This is a genomic window from Apibacter mensalis, from assembly GCF_001418685.1.
In the GTDB taxonomy this organism is placed as follows: Bacteria; Bacteroidota; Bacteroidia; order Flavobacteriales; family Weeksellaceae; genus Apibacter; species Apibacter mensalis.
In genome coordinates, this window is the sequence record NZ_LIVM01000006.1 from 36,785 (window position 1) to 55,017 (window position 18,233).

15 protein-coding genes are annotated in these 18,233 nt (G+C 28.5%); 5 read left to right on the forward strand and 10 right to left on the reverse strand.

The features are described 5' to 3' along the window. The first annotated feature begins 1 nt into the window (after position 1). A complete protein-coding gene (locus tag ASC36_RS05430) occupies positions 2-2,470 on the forward strand; it encodes a beta-glucosidase (protein ID WP_055425479.1) in 2,469 nt (822 codons plus the stop codon). Between the two features lie 211 nt (positions 2,471-2,681). Continuing rightward, positions 2,682-3,341: a YggS family pyridoxal phosphate-dependent enzyme gene (locus ASC36_RS05435; RefSeq protein WP_055425480.1), complete on the forward strand. Its 660-nt coding sequence runs from the start codon at positions 2,682-2,684 to the stop codon at positions 3,339-3,341. Here the strand turns inward: ASC36_RS05435 and ASC36_RS05440 are convergent. Both ASC36_RS05440 and ASC36_RS05445 read right to left on the reverse strand, forming a co-directional pair. Further along, positions 3,329-4,261 carry a bifunctional metallophosphatase/5'-nucleotidase gene (locus tag ASC36_RS05440; RefSeq protein ID WP_055425481.1) on the reverse strand — a complete coding sequence of 311 codons (933 nt, stop codon included), beginning with the start codon at positions 4,259-4,261 and terminating at the stop codon, positions 3,329-3,331. The two genes, ASC36_RS05435 and ASC36_RS05440, sit on opposite strands and share 13 nt — an antisense overlap. A gap of 11 nt (positions 4,262-4,272) precedes the next feature. After that, a complete protein-coding gene (locus ASC36_RS05445; RefSeq protein ID WP_055425482.1) occupies positions 4,273-5,031 on the reverse strand; it encodes a 5'-nucleotidase C-terminal domain-containing protein in 759 nt (252 codons plus the stop codon). A gap of 786 nt (positions 5,032-5,817) precedes the next feature. On the opposite strand from ASC36_RS05445, the gene ASC36_RS05450 reads away from it, so the two are divergent. Genes ASC36_RS05450 through ASC36_RS05460 form a run of 3 tightly spaced genes read left to right on the forward strand, consistent with a single transcriptional unit; the run spans position 5,818 to position 9,202 of the window. Continuing rightward, the gene (locus ASC36_RS05450; protein ID WP_055425483.1) at positions 5,818-6,870 is read left to right on the forward strand and encodes an NAD-dependent epimerase; all 1,053 of its coding nucleotides are present in this window, start codon (positions 5,818-5,820) and stop codon (positions 6,868-6,870) included. Between the two features lie 16 nt (positions 6,871-6,886). After that, on the forward strand, positions 6,887-8,194 hold the full coding sequence (locus ASC36_RS05455) for a nucleotide sugar dehydrogenase (protein WP_055425484.1): 1,308 nt from the start codon (positions 6,887-6,889) through the stop codon (positions 8,192-8,194). Positions 8,195-8,203: 9 nt separating this feature from the next. Then, positions 8,204-9,202 carry a glycosyltransferase family 2 protein gene (locus ASC36_RS05460; protein ID WP_055425485.1) on the forward strand — a complete coding sequence of 333 codons (999 nt, stop codon included), beginning with the start codon at positions 8,204-8,206 and terminating at the stop codon, positions 9,200-9,202. 6 nt (positions 9,203-9,208) lie between these two features. On the opposite strand, the gene ASC36_RS05465 is transcribed toward ASC36_RS05460, so the two are convergent. From ASC36_RS05465 to ASC36_RS05500, 8 genes are all read right to left on the reverse strand, one after another. Further along, positions 9,209-10,255 carry a glycosyltransferase family 2 protein gene (locus ASC36_RS05465; RefSeq protein WP_055425486.1) on the reverse strand — a complete coding sequence of 349 codons (1,047 nt, stop codon included), beginning with the start codon at positions 10,253-10,255 and terminating at the stop codon, positions 9,209-9,211. Between the two features lie 344 nt (positions 10,256-10,599). Then, the gene (locus ASC36_RS05470; RefSeq protein ID WP_082435410.1) at positions 10,600-11,532 is read right to left on the reverse strand and encodes a glycosyltransferase; all 933 of its coding nucleotides are present in this window, start codon (positions 11,530-11,532) and stop codon (positions 10,600-10,602) included. Between the two features lie 113 nt (positions 11,533-11,645). Then, entirely contained in the window at positions 11,646-12,500 is an 855-nt protein-coding gene (locus tag ASC36_RS05475) for a glycosyltransferase (protein ID WP_055425488.1), read from the reverse strand. Positions 12,501-13,034: 534 nt separating this feature from the next. Next, positions 13,035-14,549, reverse strand: a complete 1,515-nt coding sequence (locus tag ASC36_RS05480) for a glycosyltransferase family protein (protein ID WP_055425489.1) — start codon at positions 14,547-14,549, stop codon at positions 13,035-13,037. After that, positions 14,539-15,645 carry a DegT/DnrJ/EryC1/StrS family aminotransferase gene (locus ASC36_RS05485; protein ID WP_055425490.1) on the reverse strand — a complete coding sequence of 369 codons (1,107 nt, stop codon included), beginning with the start codon at positions 15,643-15,645 and terminating at the stop codon, positions 14,539-14,541. Before ASC36_RS05485 ends, ASC36_RS05480 begins: the two co-directional genes overlap by 11 nt. 329 nt (positions 15,646-15,974) lie before the next feature. Further along, positions 15,975-16,496, reverse strand: a complete 522-nt coding sequence (locus ASC36_RS05490; protein ID WP_055425491.1) for a GNAT family N-acetyltransferase — start codon at positions 16,494-16,496, stop codon at positions 15,975-15,977. A 30-nt stretch (positions 16,497-16,526) separates the two neighbouring features. Further along, positions 16,527-16,928: a sugar 3,4-ketoisomerase gene (locus tag ASC36_RS05495; RefSeq protein WP_055425492.1), complete on the reverse strand. Its 402-nt coding sequence runs from the start codon at positions 16,926-16,928 to the stop codon at positions 16,527-16,529. Between the two features lie 25 nt (positions 16,929-16,953). After that, positions 16,954-18,219 (reverse strand): ABC transporter ATP-binding protein, encoded by a 1,266-nt coding sequence (locus tag ASC36_RS05500; protein ID WP_055425493.1) that lies wholly within the window; start codon positions 18,217-18,219, stop codon positions 16,954-16,956. Positions 18,220-18,233: the final 14 nt, after the last annotated feature.

The window sequence follows — 18,233 nt, forward strand, 5'->3', positions numbered from 1 at the left end:
TATGATGAAAAAAAGATTTGTATTATATGCGTTAGCCGGATTTTGCGCATTTAATTTTAGCAAAGCGCAAACCTATCCACAGATCGTAGTTAATAATCAAAAGTTTTCTGATTGGAACAAAGATGGAAAACTTCAGCCTTATGAAGATACTCGATTGTCAGACTATGAAAGAATTAATGATTTGATTACTCGTTTATCTGTTGAAGACAAAATACATCTTCTATTAGGTACAGGAATGGTAGGGTTTGAAATGTTGAAAGGCTTTGAAGCATTGGACCCTAAGGGGGTTACAATTCCCAGCTATCTTATGCCCGGTTCAGCCGGTTCAACCACACCCATTGATAAATGGGGAATCCCTGCGGTAATATTTACTGATGGCCCTGCAGGCGTACGTATTTCCGCAAAAAGAAGAAATGAAAAAAGGACCTACTATGCTACAGGTTTTCCCGTAGGAGCTCTTATTTCAACAACGTGGGATGTGGAAATGGCTGAAGAAATAGGGAAAGCTATTGGAGATGAAGCTTTACAATACGGTTCGGATATTCAATTGGCTCCGGCTCTAAATATAATTCGTAATCCTTTATGTGGACGTAATTATGAATATTATTCAGAAGATCCTTTAATAGCAGGTAAATTTGCTTCAGCTATCACTCAGGGAATACAGAAAAATGGCGTGGGTGTATCATTGAAACATTTTGCAGCGAATAACAGTGAAAATAATCGAATGGATTTAGATGTACATGTATCTCAAAGAGCTTTAAGAGAAATTTATCTTCGAGGATTTGAAATTGCTGTTAAAGAATCTAATCCAGCTACCATCATGTCTTCTTACAATAAAATTAATGGAGCATACACTTCAGCAAGTTACGATTTATTAACAACTATTTTACGTCATGAATGGGGCTTTAAAGGAGCAGTAATTACCGACTGGTTTGGTGGGTTCGCTAATGTTTCAGCGATAAGTGATACAAGCTATAAGGGAATAAGTAGCGATTCTTATGATGAAAATATTTTTGCTCAGCAAATTCATGCCGGAAACGATCTATTAATGCCGGGTACGCAAATCCAATTTGAAACCCTTAAGAAATATATTGATACAAAACGTCTGTCTATAGAAGATGTAGATAATTGTTTGAAAAAAGTATTGGAAATTATATATAAATCTCCACGAGTAGCTGGTTATAAACCTACCAATAACCCTGATTTAAAAGGTCATGCACTTTTAAGTAGAAAAGCGGCCTCAGAAGGAATGGTTTTATTAAAAAATGACCAGGCAACTCTGCCTTTAAAAAAAGGAAGTAAAATAGCCTTATTTGGAAGTGGCTCTTATAATATTATTGCTGGTGGTACCGGTAGTGGGAATGTAAATAAAGCTTATGTGATTTCTTTACCTAATGGGTTAGAAGACAATGGTTATCTGATTGATAAAAATTTAAACCAAACATATTCACAGTTTGTAAAAGAAGAACTCGCTAAAATTGAAGAACTTAAGAAAAATTTACTTGCTATTTTACCAATCATTACTCAGCCAGCAATTAAAGAAAAATCTATTCAGAATAGTGCAAAGGAAAATGATATTGCTATCATCACTATCGGAAGAGAAGCGGGTGAATCCGGAGATCGAAAAATTACTGATGATTTTGATCTTTCTGAAAAAGAACAACATTTAATTTCTGAGGTATCCAAAGCCTTTCATCAACATAATAAAAAGGTTGTTGTGATCATAAATTCAGGAAGTGCCATTGAAACTTCCAGTTGGAAAGGAAAAGTAGATGCAATACTATGGGCTAGTCTTCCGGGACAAGAAGGAGGCTACGCTATAACTGATGTACTTTCAGGAACAGTTAATCCATCAGGAAAATTAACTCAAACCTTACCGGTTAAATATACAGATGTTTCATCATCCTCAAATTTTGAAGGAGTTCCAGCAGATAAACCTAAAGACGTTTCTTATAAGGAAGGTATATATGTTGGCTATAGATATTTTAGCACCTTTAATGTTGCGCCTTCTTATGAATTCGGATATGGGCTTTCTTATACTAAATTTGATTATTCCGAACCTGTGTTAAGCTCTGCCCAATTTAATCAAAAACTGGTTATTTCCCTTAAAGTTAAAAATACCGGAAATGTTGCCGGTAAAGAAGTAGTTCAATTGTATCTTTCTGCTCCTAAGGGTGATGTAGACAAACCTGCAAAAGAATTAAAAGGATTTGTTAAGACTAGATTATTGAAACCGGGAGAAACTCAAGTGGTCTTTTTCGAGTTACAACCTAAAGATTTAGCTTCTTTCAATCCTTTAGCTTCTGCATGGATTGCTGATGCCGGAGTATACAAAGTTGAGTTTAACTCTTCACTTACTAATACTAAACAAGTATCTTCTTTTACGTTACCTGATAAATTAATCGTTGAAAAAGTAAATAACGTATTAAATAATAATCTTAATTTTCTAGACCTTAAATCAAATAGATAGGTTTTTGCTTAATTGTCTGGAGCGGAAAATAAATTATTTTCCGCTCTTTTTATTTATAAATTATTTCCATATATATATTTATTTATATAAATGGTTTTTCTTAAATTATACTTTTATAAAAAGACTTTATTTTTTTATCATAATTTAGTTATTTGTTATTTTTCAAAAAATTTATCAGTACTTTTACCATGATAATCTATTTTTCATTTATATGTCTTTAGCAGATTCATTACAAACTATTTTAAAAACAATACCATCAGATGTTCGTCTGATAGCCGTTTCTAAAACTCGTTCCGCAAAAGAAATTGAAGAAATGTATCATTGTGGACAAATTGATTTCGGTGAAAACAAAGTGCAGGAATTAATTGAAAAATACGATCAATTGCCAAAAAGTGTTCGTTGGCATCAAATTGGGCATTTACAGAAAAATAAGGTAAAATATATTGCTCCTTTTATTTATCTTATACATTCTGTAGATAGTATTGACCTTCTGGAAACTATTGAAAAGGAAGCTCTAAAAAACAATCGCACTCTATCCGTTTTATTACAGATAAAAATAGCTCAAGAAGAATCTAAATATGGCTTAACATTCGATTCTGCTCTTGAAATTCTTAAGTTAAAAAAGGACGGTAAGTTTCCACATGTTAGCATAAAGGGGCTTATGGGCATGGCATCATTTACAGATAATATTAACCAGGTTGAAAAAGAATTTTCATCTCTTCACGATTTTTACATTACTCATCAAAAAGAATATGGCTTAACTGTTTTATCTATGGGCATGTCCGATGATTATCTTACGGCAATAAACTGTGGAAGCACCATGGTTAGAATTGGCTCTAAATTATTTGGAAAACGTAACTATACCGTATAATTTTTTACGGGTATAGTTTGGAAAGCAATATCTTTCAATTGATTATCTTGTGTAAAGAGATAATCTATTCTGCCTAATAATAAACCGGCCCAGCCGACTTGGTTTAGAAGGACTTCTTTGCCTTCTTTGTTTATATATTTTTCAGGCTCTTTAAAAAAGGTATGTGTATGTCCTCCAAGCACTAAATCTATTTGTGAAGTTTGCTGACAAAGTTTCACATCGCAAACCTTATCGGGAAAATTAGGATATTTGTATCCTATATGAGATAGGCAGATTACCAAATCGCATTTCTTTTCTTTTTTTAACATTCTCGCTTGGTCTTGAGCAATCTCAATAGGATCAATATATATAGTTTCTAAATAATTCTTTTTATCTACCAATCCAGCCAATTCAACCCCAACCCCGAATAATCCTATTTTAATACCACCTTTGTTTATGATTTTATAATTTCGGGTTAATCCTTCCAATATGGTATTGGTAAAATCATAGTTGGAACAAAGAAAATCAAAACGAGCATGCGACAATTGTTTTTTAAACTCTTCTAGACCATTATCAAATTCATGATTTCCCATGGTTGAAGCTTCATATCCCATTTTAGACATTAATTTAAATTCCAATTCTCCGCCAAAAAAATTAAAGTACGGAGTTCCCTGAAAAACGTCTCCTGAGTCTAATAATAATACATTGGATTCTTCCTTTCTTATTTTATCAATGAGAGTTGCTCTTCTAGCAAACCCTCCTTGGTTAGGATTATTGGGATATGTGGGCGGAAATGGTTCTATCCTGCTATGTTGATCATTAGTATGCAATACAGTTATCTTTTTATCTGATTTTAATATTGAGGAAGAAAAGGTTATTTGGGGTAAACTTAATGCTGCTCCTGCTATCGTTGTTGTTTTTATAAATTCTCTTCTTTTCATATTAATTTGTTTTAATTTTGAAAGATTAGCCTTTCATTTTTACTATCCGGCAACACTTTATACTGCTTAATCTGTTCTATTAAAATATCTCGTAATCTCTGATGTGTCACTTCTATCGAATTTGATTTTGTTAAAAAATACATCCTGTCTCCTCCATTCATTAAATAATCTATGGTTACAATCCAATAGTTTTTATCGGGATCAAAATCTTTACCTGCTATATATGCTGAATGAAATTTATCATTTTTATATATAATTTTTATTCCAGCCAATGGGTGGCCTTTTTTTTCTTTTCCTAAATAATTAAACATTTCTTCCATCTGATTCCCATTGAGTTGTATGTAAACCATTTCATTTTCAAAAGGAGCTACTTCAAATATATTTTCCACAGTTACAACTCCCTTGGGTATACTTGTTCTAATCCCTCCTATGTTCAGAAGACAAAAATCAGGTATTGCTATACTATTTTTTTCAGCATATTTTTTAGCGTATTCTAACAATAAATCTGCTAATAGGTTCCCTTCATTACTTGAGTACCCTATTTTCGTAAAATCTTCTTTTGCATAACTAATAGGTTGTTTCAGAATAGAATCCAATTGTTTTTTATAAGGATAAATGTATTTTATGTATTGAGAATCGGCTATAATTGAATCCGTAATCTCTCTATTAAGATGTATCTGATATACTTCTTTTTTTATTTTACTTGTTTTACAATTTATCAATATTAATAAAATAAAACCTAATAAGATTACGCGGCTTATTACTCTCATAAATTTCCCATCAAACTTATTTAAAGTTAGATAAATTTATTTAATCTGCAATATTCTTAATAAAAATTTATTTTCTATTATACCCAAGAGGATCAAACTCCTTTGATTGTTTAAACAATTCCTCTTTTAGATTATCTTTTCCCAATCTCTCTCTCTAAAGTTTTATCATTGCGAAAAAGCGATTTCCAAAAATCAGGATTTTTGCATTAATTTTTCCACCAAAATTTTCTATAATTATGAAAAAATCATTCATAGGTAAACCATCCATTTTTAGGACTGAACTGTTTTTTTCGGGATAAGTATTTGTAAATAGTAATTACAATATTAATCGTATTTTCTGTTTACTTAATTTTAAAATTTTTATAGTAAATTTAAATAATTTAAAATCCTCTGTATGCCATTTTACAAAATAATTTTTTGGTTTGATCTTTGAAAGGATTATTAACATTGATAATGTTTATTGGCAAAATATCAGATTTATAAATTAATTTTATCCTAAAATTATAGGTAAAGTTATTTTCTGGAAATTTCATATAGTGCCAAATTTGTTCAAAAACAATTGCATTACAATTATCATTTATCCATTTGGTTATACAAAAAATTAGTCAAGTAATGAGGTTAGTATGTAAGCAGGTAAAATGAAGATTAAAATTTTTATCCTAACTCTATCATTTCAAATTGAATATTTTATCCAGAAAAATTAATTAACAAATTAATAATATTATGTCAGTATATCCATCAAAATAAAAATTTTTAAATTTGTATTTTGTTATAAAAATATTTTGAATGAAAATCCTTGTTACAGGAATCGCAGGTTTTATCGGGTATCATTTGGTAAATTCTTTGATAAAAAGAGATGATGAAATAATTGGTCTCGATATTATTAATGATTATTATGACGTTACTATAAAATACGGAAGATTAAAAAATTGTGGATTTGCTATCTCTGGTATTGAATATAATAAACTCATTAAAAGTTCTAAATATCCTAATCTTTCATTCATTAAGCTAAATCTTGAAGATAAAAAGAATATAGAAAATTTATTCAAACAAGAAAATTTTGATCAAGTAATTAATCTAGCCGCTCAGGCCGGAGTAAGATATTCTTTAGTAAACCCTCAAGCTTATATTGATTCTAATATTACCGGATTCCTTACTATTTTAGAATGCTGCAGGCACTATTCTATTAAGCATTTAACTTATGCCAGCAGTTCAAGTGTATACGGTTTGAATGAAAAACAACCTTTTTCAACTAAAGATAATGTTGATCACCCGGTAAGCTTATATGCTTCCAGCAAAAAATGCAATGAACTAATGGCTCATACTTATAGCCATTTATTTGGAATACCTACTACCGGATTACGTTTTTTTACTGTATATGGTCCTTGGGGTAGACCCGATATGGCATTATTTATCTTTACCAAGGCCATTTTAGAAAATAAACCTATTGATGTTTATAATTATGGGAAAATGCAACGTGATTTCACTTACATTTCTGATATTGTGCAGGGAATTATAAAAGTTAATGATAATCCACCGGAAGGAAATCAAAACTGGAATCCTAATAATCCGGAACCTTCATCTTCTACTGCACCTTATAAAATTTATAATATAGGAAATAGTAAGCCTGTAGAGCTTATGTCGTTTGTAAAAACCATAGAAGAGGAATTGGGTAAAAAAGCGATAATAAATTTACTCCCTATCCAGCCCGGAGATGTTCCGTCTACATACGCCGATGTAACAGATTTAATTGAAAATTTTAATTATAAACCACAAGTTTCAGTAAAGGAAGGAATTAAAAATTTCATTGACTGGTATAGAAATTTTTATTCCATTTAACTTAAATATCGATACAATGCTTTTATCTCCTCAAAATATTAAAATAAGTATAATAGGGCTTGGATATGTTGGACTTCCTTTAGCTTTAGAATTTGCAAAGAAATATAGGGTTACAGGTTTTGATATTTCAGCCGAAAGAATCAACCAATTAATTGATTCTAAAGACATTACTCGAGAAGTGACTTCAGAACAAATATCCAATGTTTTAGTTAATTCCGCAAAAGATTTAGAAAATCAAAATGGTTTTTATCCTACTTCTAACATAGAATATATTAAAAATTCAACCATATATATCGTTACAGTTCCTACTCCTGTAGACTCCTCCAACAGACCTGATTTGACTCCTTTAATTTCTGCCAGTACCACTGTAGGAAAAGTAATAAAAAAAGGAGATATAGTTATTTATGAATCTACCACTTATCCCGGATGTACAGAAGAAGAATGCGTACCTATTATAGAAAAGATATCAGGATTAAAATATAATCGTGATTTTTTTGCAGGATATTCTCCGGAAAGAATCAATCCTGGAGATAAAATTAATACTCTCACTAATATAAAAAAAATAACTTCCGGTTCTTTACCTGAGATCGCTGACATTGTAAATAATTTATATTCCTCAATAATAACTGCAGGTACCTATCAGACAAGTAGTATTAAAGTTGCTGAATCGGCAAAAGTAATTGAAAATTCTCAACGAGATATTAATATTGCTTTTGTAAATGAACTAGCCAAAATATTTAATTTATTAGGTGTGGATACGACAGAAGTTTTGGAAGCTGCCGGAACTAAATGGAATTTCTTACCATTTAAACCCGGACTGGTCGGCGGACATTGCATCGGTGTTGATCCTTACTACTTAGCCCAAAAAGCTATGGAATTAGGATATCATTCCGAGATTATTCTTGCCGGAAGAAGATTAAATGATTCTATGCCTTATTATATAGCTTCAGAGGTTATTAAATTAATGATTAAAAAAGATATTATAATAAATAATTCTGATATCTTGATTTTAGGTATTACTTTTAAAGAAAATTGTCCGGATGTTAGAAATACGAAGGTCGTTAATATAGTGAAATGTTTTAATGAATATGATTTAAACATAACAATATGGGATCCTTTGGCTGATCCTAAAGAAGTTAAGAAAGAATATGGTTTGGATATATATAATGAAATTCAGGAATCCAAGAAATTTGATACTGTGATTCTTGCCGTACCACATCAAGAATTTAAAAACATAAATATTAAGAAATATTGCAAACAAAATTCTGTGGTTTACGATTGTAAATCATTCCTGGATAAAAATAGTATTGATTCCCGATTATAAAACTTTATTATGTCATACCCTTTAGTTACTGTCTCTATTCCTGTTTATAATTGCGAAAAATATATTGAAAGATGTATAAAATCCGTATTGAATCAATCATATTCTAATATAGAAATATTGTTAGTCGATGATAAAGGTAAAGACGATAGTTTGAATATTATTAAAAGGATTCAATCTCAATATCCTGAAAAAATACGAATTATTGAACATGAAACTAATCAAGGACTTTCAATAGTTAGAAATACAGGTATAGACCATGCCAAGGGTAAATATTTATTTTTCTTGGATGGTGATGATGAAATAGTTCCCGACTGTATTGAAGAATTAGTTAACTTAATTACTAAAACTCAGTCTAAAGTTGCTGTAGGTGAAATATCAGCAATTAATACTTTTAAAAAAACAAAATATACAATATTTCCTTTTACTCATTCCCTTACTTCTCTAAAAGGAAATGATATTATCTTTGAGTATTTTTGTAATGGTTCCTGGTCGGTAAGTGCTTGTAATAAACTTATACAGGTTGATTTTTTTAGAAAAAATAAAATTTATTTTATTAAGGATCTATTTTCTCAGGATGAATTGTGGTCTTTTCATACGGCATTAAAGTTAGACAGCATTGCATTCTTACATAAAACTACTTATTTTTATTATCTACATCATGAATCCATTATTTTTAATAAAACTAAGAGAAATTTTGAGAATCATCAAACTATAGTTGAATATTTTACACAAGCTTTTAAGGAAGCAGGCCCTTTAAGGAGAAAATTTATGCTTAAGCATATTATCTCATTTAAAGAAACGACTCTTACTATGCAATGGAAATGCATGAAAGAGGATATAGTTTATTGGAAACAAAATTATCAAAGATTAAAAAAAGCTCCTTCACTATCTATTTTTGATTACTTTTCTTCTTTTTATTCAATGGATCAAAAAAAGAAAAATCTTTTTCAAAATTTACCGGTTACTATGGGATATAAATTATTTAAATGGAGATTTGAACGTGGATAATTTTTTTTAATGTTTTAAAAATAGAATACATTTTATTATATATTTTATTTGATATGTTAAATCTAATTTAGCACAATAAGGATAAACCGTTACATATTGGTATAAAATTTTCCATGATAATTGCTTTTGAGCAAGAAAATAACCTAACACACTTTTTTTATATGTGCTTTCTAAAAATTTTGAACTGAATGGACATCCTATACTTTCATTATATTCAATTAGCCTTTTTGCCCAAACTATAAAAAGTTTTAAATCTTGAAAATTTCTTATTACGTGATGCACTAATAAAGCATCTATATATTTTTTATGATACAATTTGGAATTTTCATCTATTAATTGACTAAGAACTTTATAATGTAAAGCTTTAGAAATTTCCCATTGTTTTTCATTTTTTAGTATTTTATTATTATGTCTTGTAAAAGATGCTTGATTACCTGTAAGTCGATAAAAATAAAGCGCTTCAGGAATGGTCATAAATTTTCCTCCTTGTAGTAAAACCCTAATAAACAGGTCATAATCTTCTGAAAATCTTAAATTTTCATTGTAATATAGGTTATTTTCTCTAATATATGAAGTTCTAAACATGGTTGCTGGATGTGCTACAGGACAGCCTAATAATTGCTGATCCTTAATCTCAATGTGACTTATGGGAAAGCGTATTTCTTTTTCTTCTAATCCGAATGTATACAAAAAAGTTGAACACACAGCTACATCCGGATTACTCTCCATTACTTGCACCTGTTTCTCGATTTTATCCACTGCATAATAATCATCCCCATCTAATAGTGCTATATACTTTCCATGGGCTTGTTGTATTCCAATATTTCGAGAATTAGCCGGGCCTAAATTTTCTGACTTTTCAATGATCTTAATTTTTTTATTTTTCGTGTATTTTTTTTCTAGTATCGCTGGTGTATTATCTGTAGAGCAATCATCTATAATTAGTATTTCCAAATTGGAATACGTTTGATTTAATAAACTATCTATCCCTTGCTCAATATATTTTTCTACATTGTACGTGGGAATTATTATTGAAACTAAGGGTTGATACATAGTTATGTCAATTATTTTTTTGATAACTTTTAAGAATAAAAATATTATTAATTACTTCGTAATGGTTTATTCAAAGGATAAAAATATTGCTAGTAATTACTTCTTACACAAAATTAACAAAATTCAAGTTTGCGTTATTGTAATTCTTGATTCGAACATATTTCTAATAAAATATGGAAACTTTTTTATGGATGAGTTGTACTAATAAAAATTTAGTTATTTGAATTAGGTGTGTTAAATATTATGTATAAAAAATATTTTTCAATTTATAGTTCATTATAAAAATATTGATTATCTCAATATATAAAACGACAGTCCTATTTTTATTGAAAATTGTACTACTACTACAAAAAATTCATTCCTTCTTTTTCTGAAATTTTTTTATTCTTCAAAATCTCCTTTTCCTTTAGTTTTATTAGTATCATAAATTTATTTAATACTAATTTCCCCGATTTAAGATCTAGGAAAAGAAAAGCTTTGAATAAATCCGAAAGAAGTAACCGATATTCAACCAATATTCTATTTCCTTTTAATAAAGGATTTGAAATATCTAATAAAACTTTTCTTTTATATTTTGTTAATAACGCATCAAAATATACATGAGGGGACCTTTCTTCTCTATCGTGATATACATGAACGGAAGGAACCACACCAACTTTCATTGAATGAAAGCGCATTCTATGGGTATAATTATCATCTTCGGCATAATGATAAAATGTTGGATTAAAACCTCCTACTCTCTCAATTGTTTTTTTGGGAAGCAACCAACAGGCTGCCGGAACAAAATCAAAATTAAAAATAACTTCTTCAGTTGTTTTATGTGTACTTAAAACAGAATAAAGTTTTCTACTTTTAAATGGGTTTATACAGTTATAGAATCCTTGATCAATTAAACTTCCTTCTCCATTCATATGCAAAGGGCTTAAAATTCCATAATCAGGATGATTAATACTATTTTTTATCAGTACTTCTACTGTTCTTTCCTGTACCCATGCATCCTGATTTAACAAAAAGAAATAGTCTGCCCCTTTTTCATATGCTCTTTTAATTCCTATATTATTGGCTTTTCCAAACCCTTCATTGGATTGATTTTCAATAAGATCAACGATTGGATAATTTTTCTTTATAAACTCAACACTTCCATCTGTTGAAACGTTATCAATAGCTATAATATTTATTTTTAAGCTTGATTTTAATAATGATTCAAAACATTTTTGAATCCAATGTTTTTGCATCCCATTGTAAATAACGATTATAGCAAAAATATTATTTTTCATTTACTATAATTTAATTTTTTTATATACACGTTTAATCTTTTACTAATAAATTTCTCAACAATTATATGAAAAAAAATATTTTATGAATTAAAGAGTTTTATATCGTTATTTTTTTAAATAGCAACTTTTTTAATATACTTTAAAATTTTAATATTTGCTTTTATAAAACCTTTTATTCCCAACTTACGTATGTTTAAATATTTTAATTGTTTATTTATGGACCAAAAGAAAGGATATTTATATTTATATAAATAATCAATAAATACACCGTATTTTTTCAATTCATATTCTTGATTATTTTTTTGATCTTTAGGAACAATATAATTTTTACGTATATTGATTAATTCTGTAAACCATTCTTGAGACAAAGTTCCATAAGAAAAATGTTTTATAAGTATTTCTCCTGTAACTATATTGGTGTATTTTGAAGAAACTCGCAATGAAAAGTCCATATCATAACCATGAAAACCCTTTAAATCATCGCTAAATGGAAATTCTAAATATACATCTTTTCTACAAGCCAAAAAAACACCATCTAAGGAATATACTTTTCTACTGTTTCCATATTTTTTATCTAATCTATAGGTTATTACATTCTTATCTTCTGAATCTGATTGTATTAAATTATAAAAACAAGCATCATTTAAACCCCACCAGAAAGCCGGAACATTGGGTACATAAGCAGAACCGGCAACACCTACTATTCCTATTTTTTTATCATCTAATAAATTTAATAATTTACTTCCCCAATCTTTTGTTATAAAAATTGTATCTTCATGAATAAAAAGTAAATTTTCATATTTAGCCTGAACGGCTCCTTGATTATAAGCACTACATATCCCCATTAATCCTGGATTCCAAATATTGATAATTTCATATGGTATTCCTTCTCCAACAGTATCTTTAACACTTTTACAAAATGATTGAAAATATCTTTTATTATATGAAGAAACTATTATTGATATCATTCGTAAATCTCGTTTATTATTTATATATATGAAATTTTTTTAATTTTATAAAACAATTTTTTGAGTAAATTTTATTAAACTTTATAAAATTTATCGTATATATAGTAAGTCCTTCATTACATACTTTATAATATAATACTTCTCTAGAAATATCTTTCTTGATCATTGAAGCTAAATATTGTTTGGTGAAAAATTTTAATTTATTACATTTAATATAATAATTAAGTCCTGCATGCAAACCATGGAGCTACAATTTAACCGTACTTTTGATTTCACCAACATTTTAATTCGTCATTAATTATATAATTAGCCGATATCCCAACGCTAATTTATATTATTCTTTAAGTGTCTAATTTCTCCAAAAATATAAGTAAATAAGACATTTTAATACTAAAATTTTAAAACTTGTTTTTTAAGGATATTTTTTACTAATTTCCCTGTGTTCAGCTTCTAAATTAATTTCACTATTTTATCTATATTCCCTTGCATTCAATAATTTTATCAATATTAAATTTATATTTATCTTAGAATTATTTATATGAATAGTTCATTCCTTTTAAATAAAAATTTCATAGCTTGTTTCTTGCTCACTTTGACATGCTTTGTTTTATATCTTGAACGTAATACCACTTTTATTTTTTCAAAAAAATTTAACTTATAACAATAGTTAAAATGATTTATTTTGCTTGAACTTTCTAATAGAGTTGCATTGATTAGTTCATTAATTGAACTATAAAATTTGTCAAAATTCACTGAATTACGTACTGTGTGTTTTCTATTTTTATTACTTTTATAAATATCACCCAATAATTCTTTCCATTTTTCTAAGTTGTATAATTGATTTATATATTGATATTGCTTATGCATCTTCTCATCTCTTATTTTTGGAGATTCTATTACTTCGGATAATTGAATAAACCATTCTTCAAATGATTTCGGATAATCTAAATTGTACGCTTGTTTATCAGAAAATAATTTCATACCATCGGCTGGATTGTACATTAACTGAATGTATTTTTGTCGTTTTGATACTTGTAACATTGCCGTAAAAGATGCCATAGGGAATCCTTCTACGTAAATATCACAAAATTCTTCATAATCCTTTAAATTAGTAACATTTCCTAAACATATTATTCTGGGATGCTTATATTTTTGATAAAATTCACATGTAGGGCTTACTCCAGCTATAAAAAATATTACATTTTCAAAGGTATTGACTATTTTATATGCAGCTTCGAAAAAATTATGTTCACCAAAAGGTTTATATTTATATTCTGAGCCTGTAGATAATAGTATAACCTGTCCTTTTTCTTTAACAAAATTTAGACTTTTTTCTTTTTTTTGAGTATTATCAACCGGAATGGGTAAAAACATCTGAAAATTAGCACCTCTTCTTTCCTTATCTAAAATAATATTAGATTCTCTAATCTGTATTAAGCAATCTATTATGGAAATTCCTATCCAAAAAATATGGTCTGCATGATTTAAAAACAAAACAGGAGTTTTAAATAATGGGTCACTAAAAGCTATTGTAGGGATAATATCATTCGGATGTATGTGTAAAATAATCAGATCATATTTTTGTGCTATCTGTTTAAGTTGAAAAGCTCTTTCTAAAATTGTTCCTTCTAATGTAATAATTGGGTTACAATTTGTATCTATTTCTTCTTTTACTTTAGTAGATAATTTATTTTCTGTCATTCTTGTTAAAATTACAGTATGTAAATTATCTTTATCTATTTTTACCCAATTGATGAGTAATTTTGTATGCCCTCCTATATCGTATAGTTCTGTCGCTATATGTAAAATGGATAATCTATGGTGTGTATGTGATTCCTTTTTTATTGGGGAAATTGGAGGTATTTTTTGCCCAAGATTTAATAGTAATCTTTCAAATTTCCAATTTACGTAATATCCTGTAATATTATACAAAGCAAAGGTTGCTAATTGCCTTAGATATAGGGCACAATCTTCATACAATCCTTTATCATATATAGCCTTTGCTGTTTTTAGTGAAGAATCAAAATATTTTCTGTTATCAGTAATCATTTAATATTTTCACAACTTTTTTAATTTCATCTTGATGTAAAACCGCTGATATAGGTAAGCTTAGTATTTCTTTACTCAATTTTTCTGTTATTGGAAAATGTAAATGATTATAATTTGAGTAAGCTTCCTGTTTATGTGGAGGTATAGGATAATGAACTAGGGTCTGAATATTATTTTTTGTTAAATATTCTTGTAATTCATCTCTTTGTTTACATCTAATTACAAATAAATGCCAAACATGTTGCTTATTTTGAATACAATTTTCAATTTTTGGCAATTCTATCCTAGCATTTTTTATATTGTTTAAATAATAATTTGCTACCGCTCTTCTTTTTTGATTTTCTTGATCATTATATTTTAGTTTTGTATTCAAAACTACTGCTTGAATTTCATCAAGTCTGCTATTCAAACCTCGATATTTATTTATATATTTTTTTTCTGATCCATAATTTGCCAAAGTCCTTATGGTTTGTGCTAGGTCTGCATCGTTTGTACTTACTGCACCTGCATCGCCCAGAGCTCCTAAATTTTTACCCGGGTAAAAACTAAAACCTGCGGCATCTCCTAAATTTCCGGTTTTAATTCCATTCCATTCTGCACCAATAGCCTGTGCATTATCTTCAATAATTTTTAAATTATTTTTTTGAGCTAATAATTTTAATTCATTAGAAAATATTGCTTGCCCATATAAGTGGACAATCATAATTGCTTTAGTTTTGGATGTGATCTTTTCTTCTATTTTTGATATATCTATGTTAAATGTTTGTTCATCAGGTTCTACAAAAATTGGAATTAATCCATTTTCTGATATAGCTAAAACCGAGGCTATGTATGTATTGGCAGGAACAATCACTTCATCCCCTTCATTGATAACTCCTAATTCTTTATATCCTTTTAATATTAAACGTAATGAATCCAAACCATTGGCTACACCTACGGTTTCTTGTACTCCTATATATTTTGCCAAATTATTTTCAAATTCTCTAACTTTTTCCCCTAAAAGATACCATCCTGATCGATATACTTTTATGATTTCTTCTTCAATTTCTTTTTGAAATTGAAGATTTATTTTTTGTAAGTCTAAAAATTTTATCACGATTATTATCTTTTATTCAAATAGATCACCAAGAATATTCAATGTTAAAACCTGGTAATGAAATTCTCTTGTGTTATTATTCTATTTAATTTATTCATTTTTCAATACATAAAATTGTCTGTTAAAAGCATTCGCAAACTAAAACCTAATCAATAATAAGTTTTTCTGTAAGCGTATTCTCCTTAAAAAGATAAATACAAATGTTTTTGTTAGATTAATTAAAATACAACCCAACTTTAATTTATAATTACATAATTTTTTTATATTTATACAATATTATTCATCAATCTGAATCTTAACAGTTACTCCTTTTAATTAATCCTAAATATTTAAAATAATCTTTCGAACTTATCTTTATTTTGCTGAAAATTTATCCTTGTCAGTACAAAGTATATATTTAATTCATCTTCTTTAATAATTTTAGGATTGTATTTTTTATGATAATTAATTACTGATCTATTTTCTCTTCTTACTTCGAACTTTAATTTCGTATACCCAAGTATTTCAAATACAAATTTTTTGACAAGGAAATCGACTTTAATAGAATTTATAGGTTTTTTCAACTCTGGTGCTGAAATCCAACTCCCTATTTCTACTGATTCAGAATTTATATTATAAATTCTATAGGTGGCGAATCTTTCTTTATCTTCATCAAGTGCTATAAAATAGTACTCTTGTTTTAGTTTTTCTCTTTCTTTATATTTATTTAACCATTCTACTTGTAATGATAAATCATTGGGGGTAGAATTAATATATTTAGATTTAACCTTATTATTTCTCAATTTAAGTATGAATTCTGCGTCTTGAATATCTACAAGCCTTAGAACTATTCCGAAATTACATATTTCCATTTTTTAAATTCATTATAATCCCTGATGTAATCATTTCATCAATTTTTTAAATTCGTCATAATTTCTTATGTAATCTTGTTCCTTATAAAAATCTGAAGCCAGACATAATAAGACTGCGTTATGTGAAAATTTTATATCTCTCCAAATTTTGCTGGGAATATATAAACCTTTTTCAGGAGAATCTAAGATGAATGTTTCTGTATTACCATATATATCTTCAGTAGTAAATTCAATGTTTCCGGATACAGCAAATATCAATTGCTCAAGTCCTTTGTGAGCATGTCCTCCTCTCTGAACATCCTGTGGGGTAAAATAAGTCCAATAAACCCTTTTAATATTAAAAGGAATATTTAAATTTTCTTCAGCAACAGTTATATATCCTAAAACTGAAGATCCTATTTTTGATAATTCTATAATATGTGGTTTATTCATTATTTAATATTCAGTTTATTCATTATTACCCATAAAACTTATTTGAAAAATTAAGATCCGGACGAATCAATCCAGGAAGCAAATTATTATTAGATCCTAAAGATTCATTTAATATTTCAAATTGAATTACTTCGTTTTGTATATATAGTGGATATCTCTGATCTTCTCCAAAAATCAAATTAAATTTATAAACTCCGGCATTTAATAAATTGGATTCTATTTGACCTTTTACAATATATATTCCTTTTTTGGAATCTTTATTTACAGTTATTAATTCACCTGTATGAAAAATGACTATTTCATCTGAATTTCTTAATTCAAATGTTGCATCTAAGTTTATTCCTGCTTTATTATTATAAAATACTAATTCAAACTCTACCCCAGATGAAATGGTCAAATAATTTCCATTTATCGGTTTCGTATTGAATTTAAGTATTTTTATATTTTCATTACCTGGTGCGGAATTCATATTTCCGTCATGCTCAAAACATGAGGGAATATTATTTAATTTTTGATAGTATTCAACTGAATCTAATGCTCCGCCAATATAAGATATACTTCCGTGTTGCATCACTACTCCTTGATTGCATAGCGTTTTAATTGCCGCCATGTTATGACTCACAAATAAAACCGTTCTTCCATCATTAATACTTACATCTTTCATTTTACCTAAACATTTCTTCTGAAACTCGGCATCTCCTACTGCTAATACTTCGTCTACCACCAAAATTTCTGGCTCTAGGTGAGCAGCAACTGCAAATGCCAAACGTACATACATTCCGGAAGAATATCTTTTTACCGGCGTATCTACATATCTTTCAACACCCGAAAAATTCACTATTTCATCAAATTTGGAACGTATTTCTCTTTTAGTCATTCCTAAAATTGCTCCATTTAAAAAAATATTTTCCCTTCCTGTTAATTCCGGATGAAATCCTGTACCAACTTCCAATAAAGAAGCTATCCTTCCGTTTATTTTGATACTTCCAGAAGTAGGAGAAGTGGTTTTAGATAATATTTTTAATAATGTTGATTTTCCTGCTCCGTTTCTTCCGATAATACCCAAGACTTCTCCTTGGTTTACATCAAAACTTACCTCTTTCAATGCCCACACATAATCTGAAGTTCCCTTAGTGGTTCTGTCATTCGTTTCTCCTATTTTAGCAAAAGGATCGCCCTTTCCCCTTGTTTTCCACCACCATCTTTTAAAATCTTGCTGTAAAGTTCCGGTACCTACTTGTCCTAGCCTATATAATTTTGATAAATTTTCTATTTTTATTGCTAAATTCATATTTAAAAAACGAA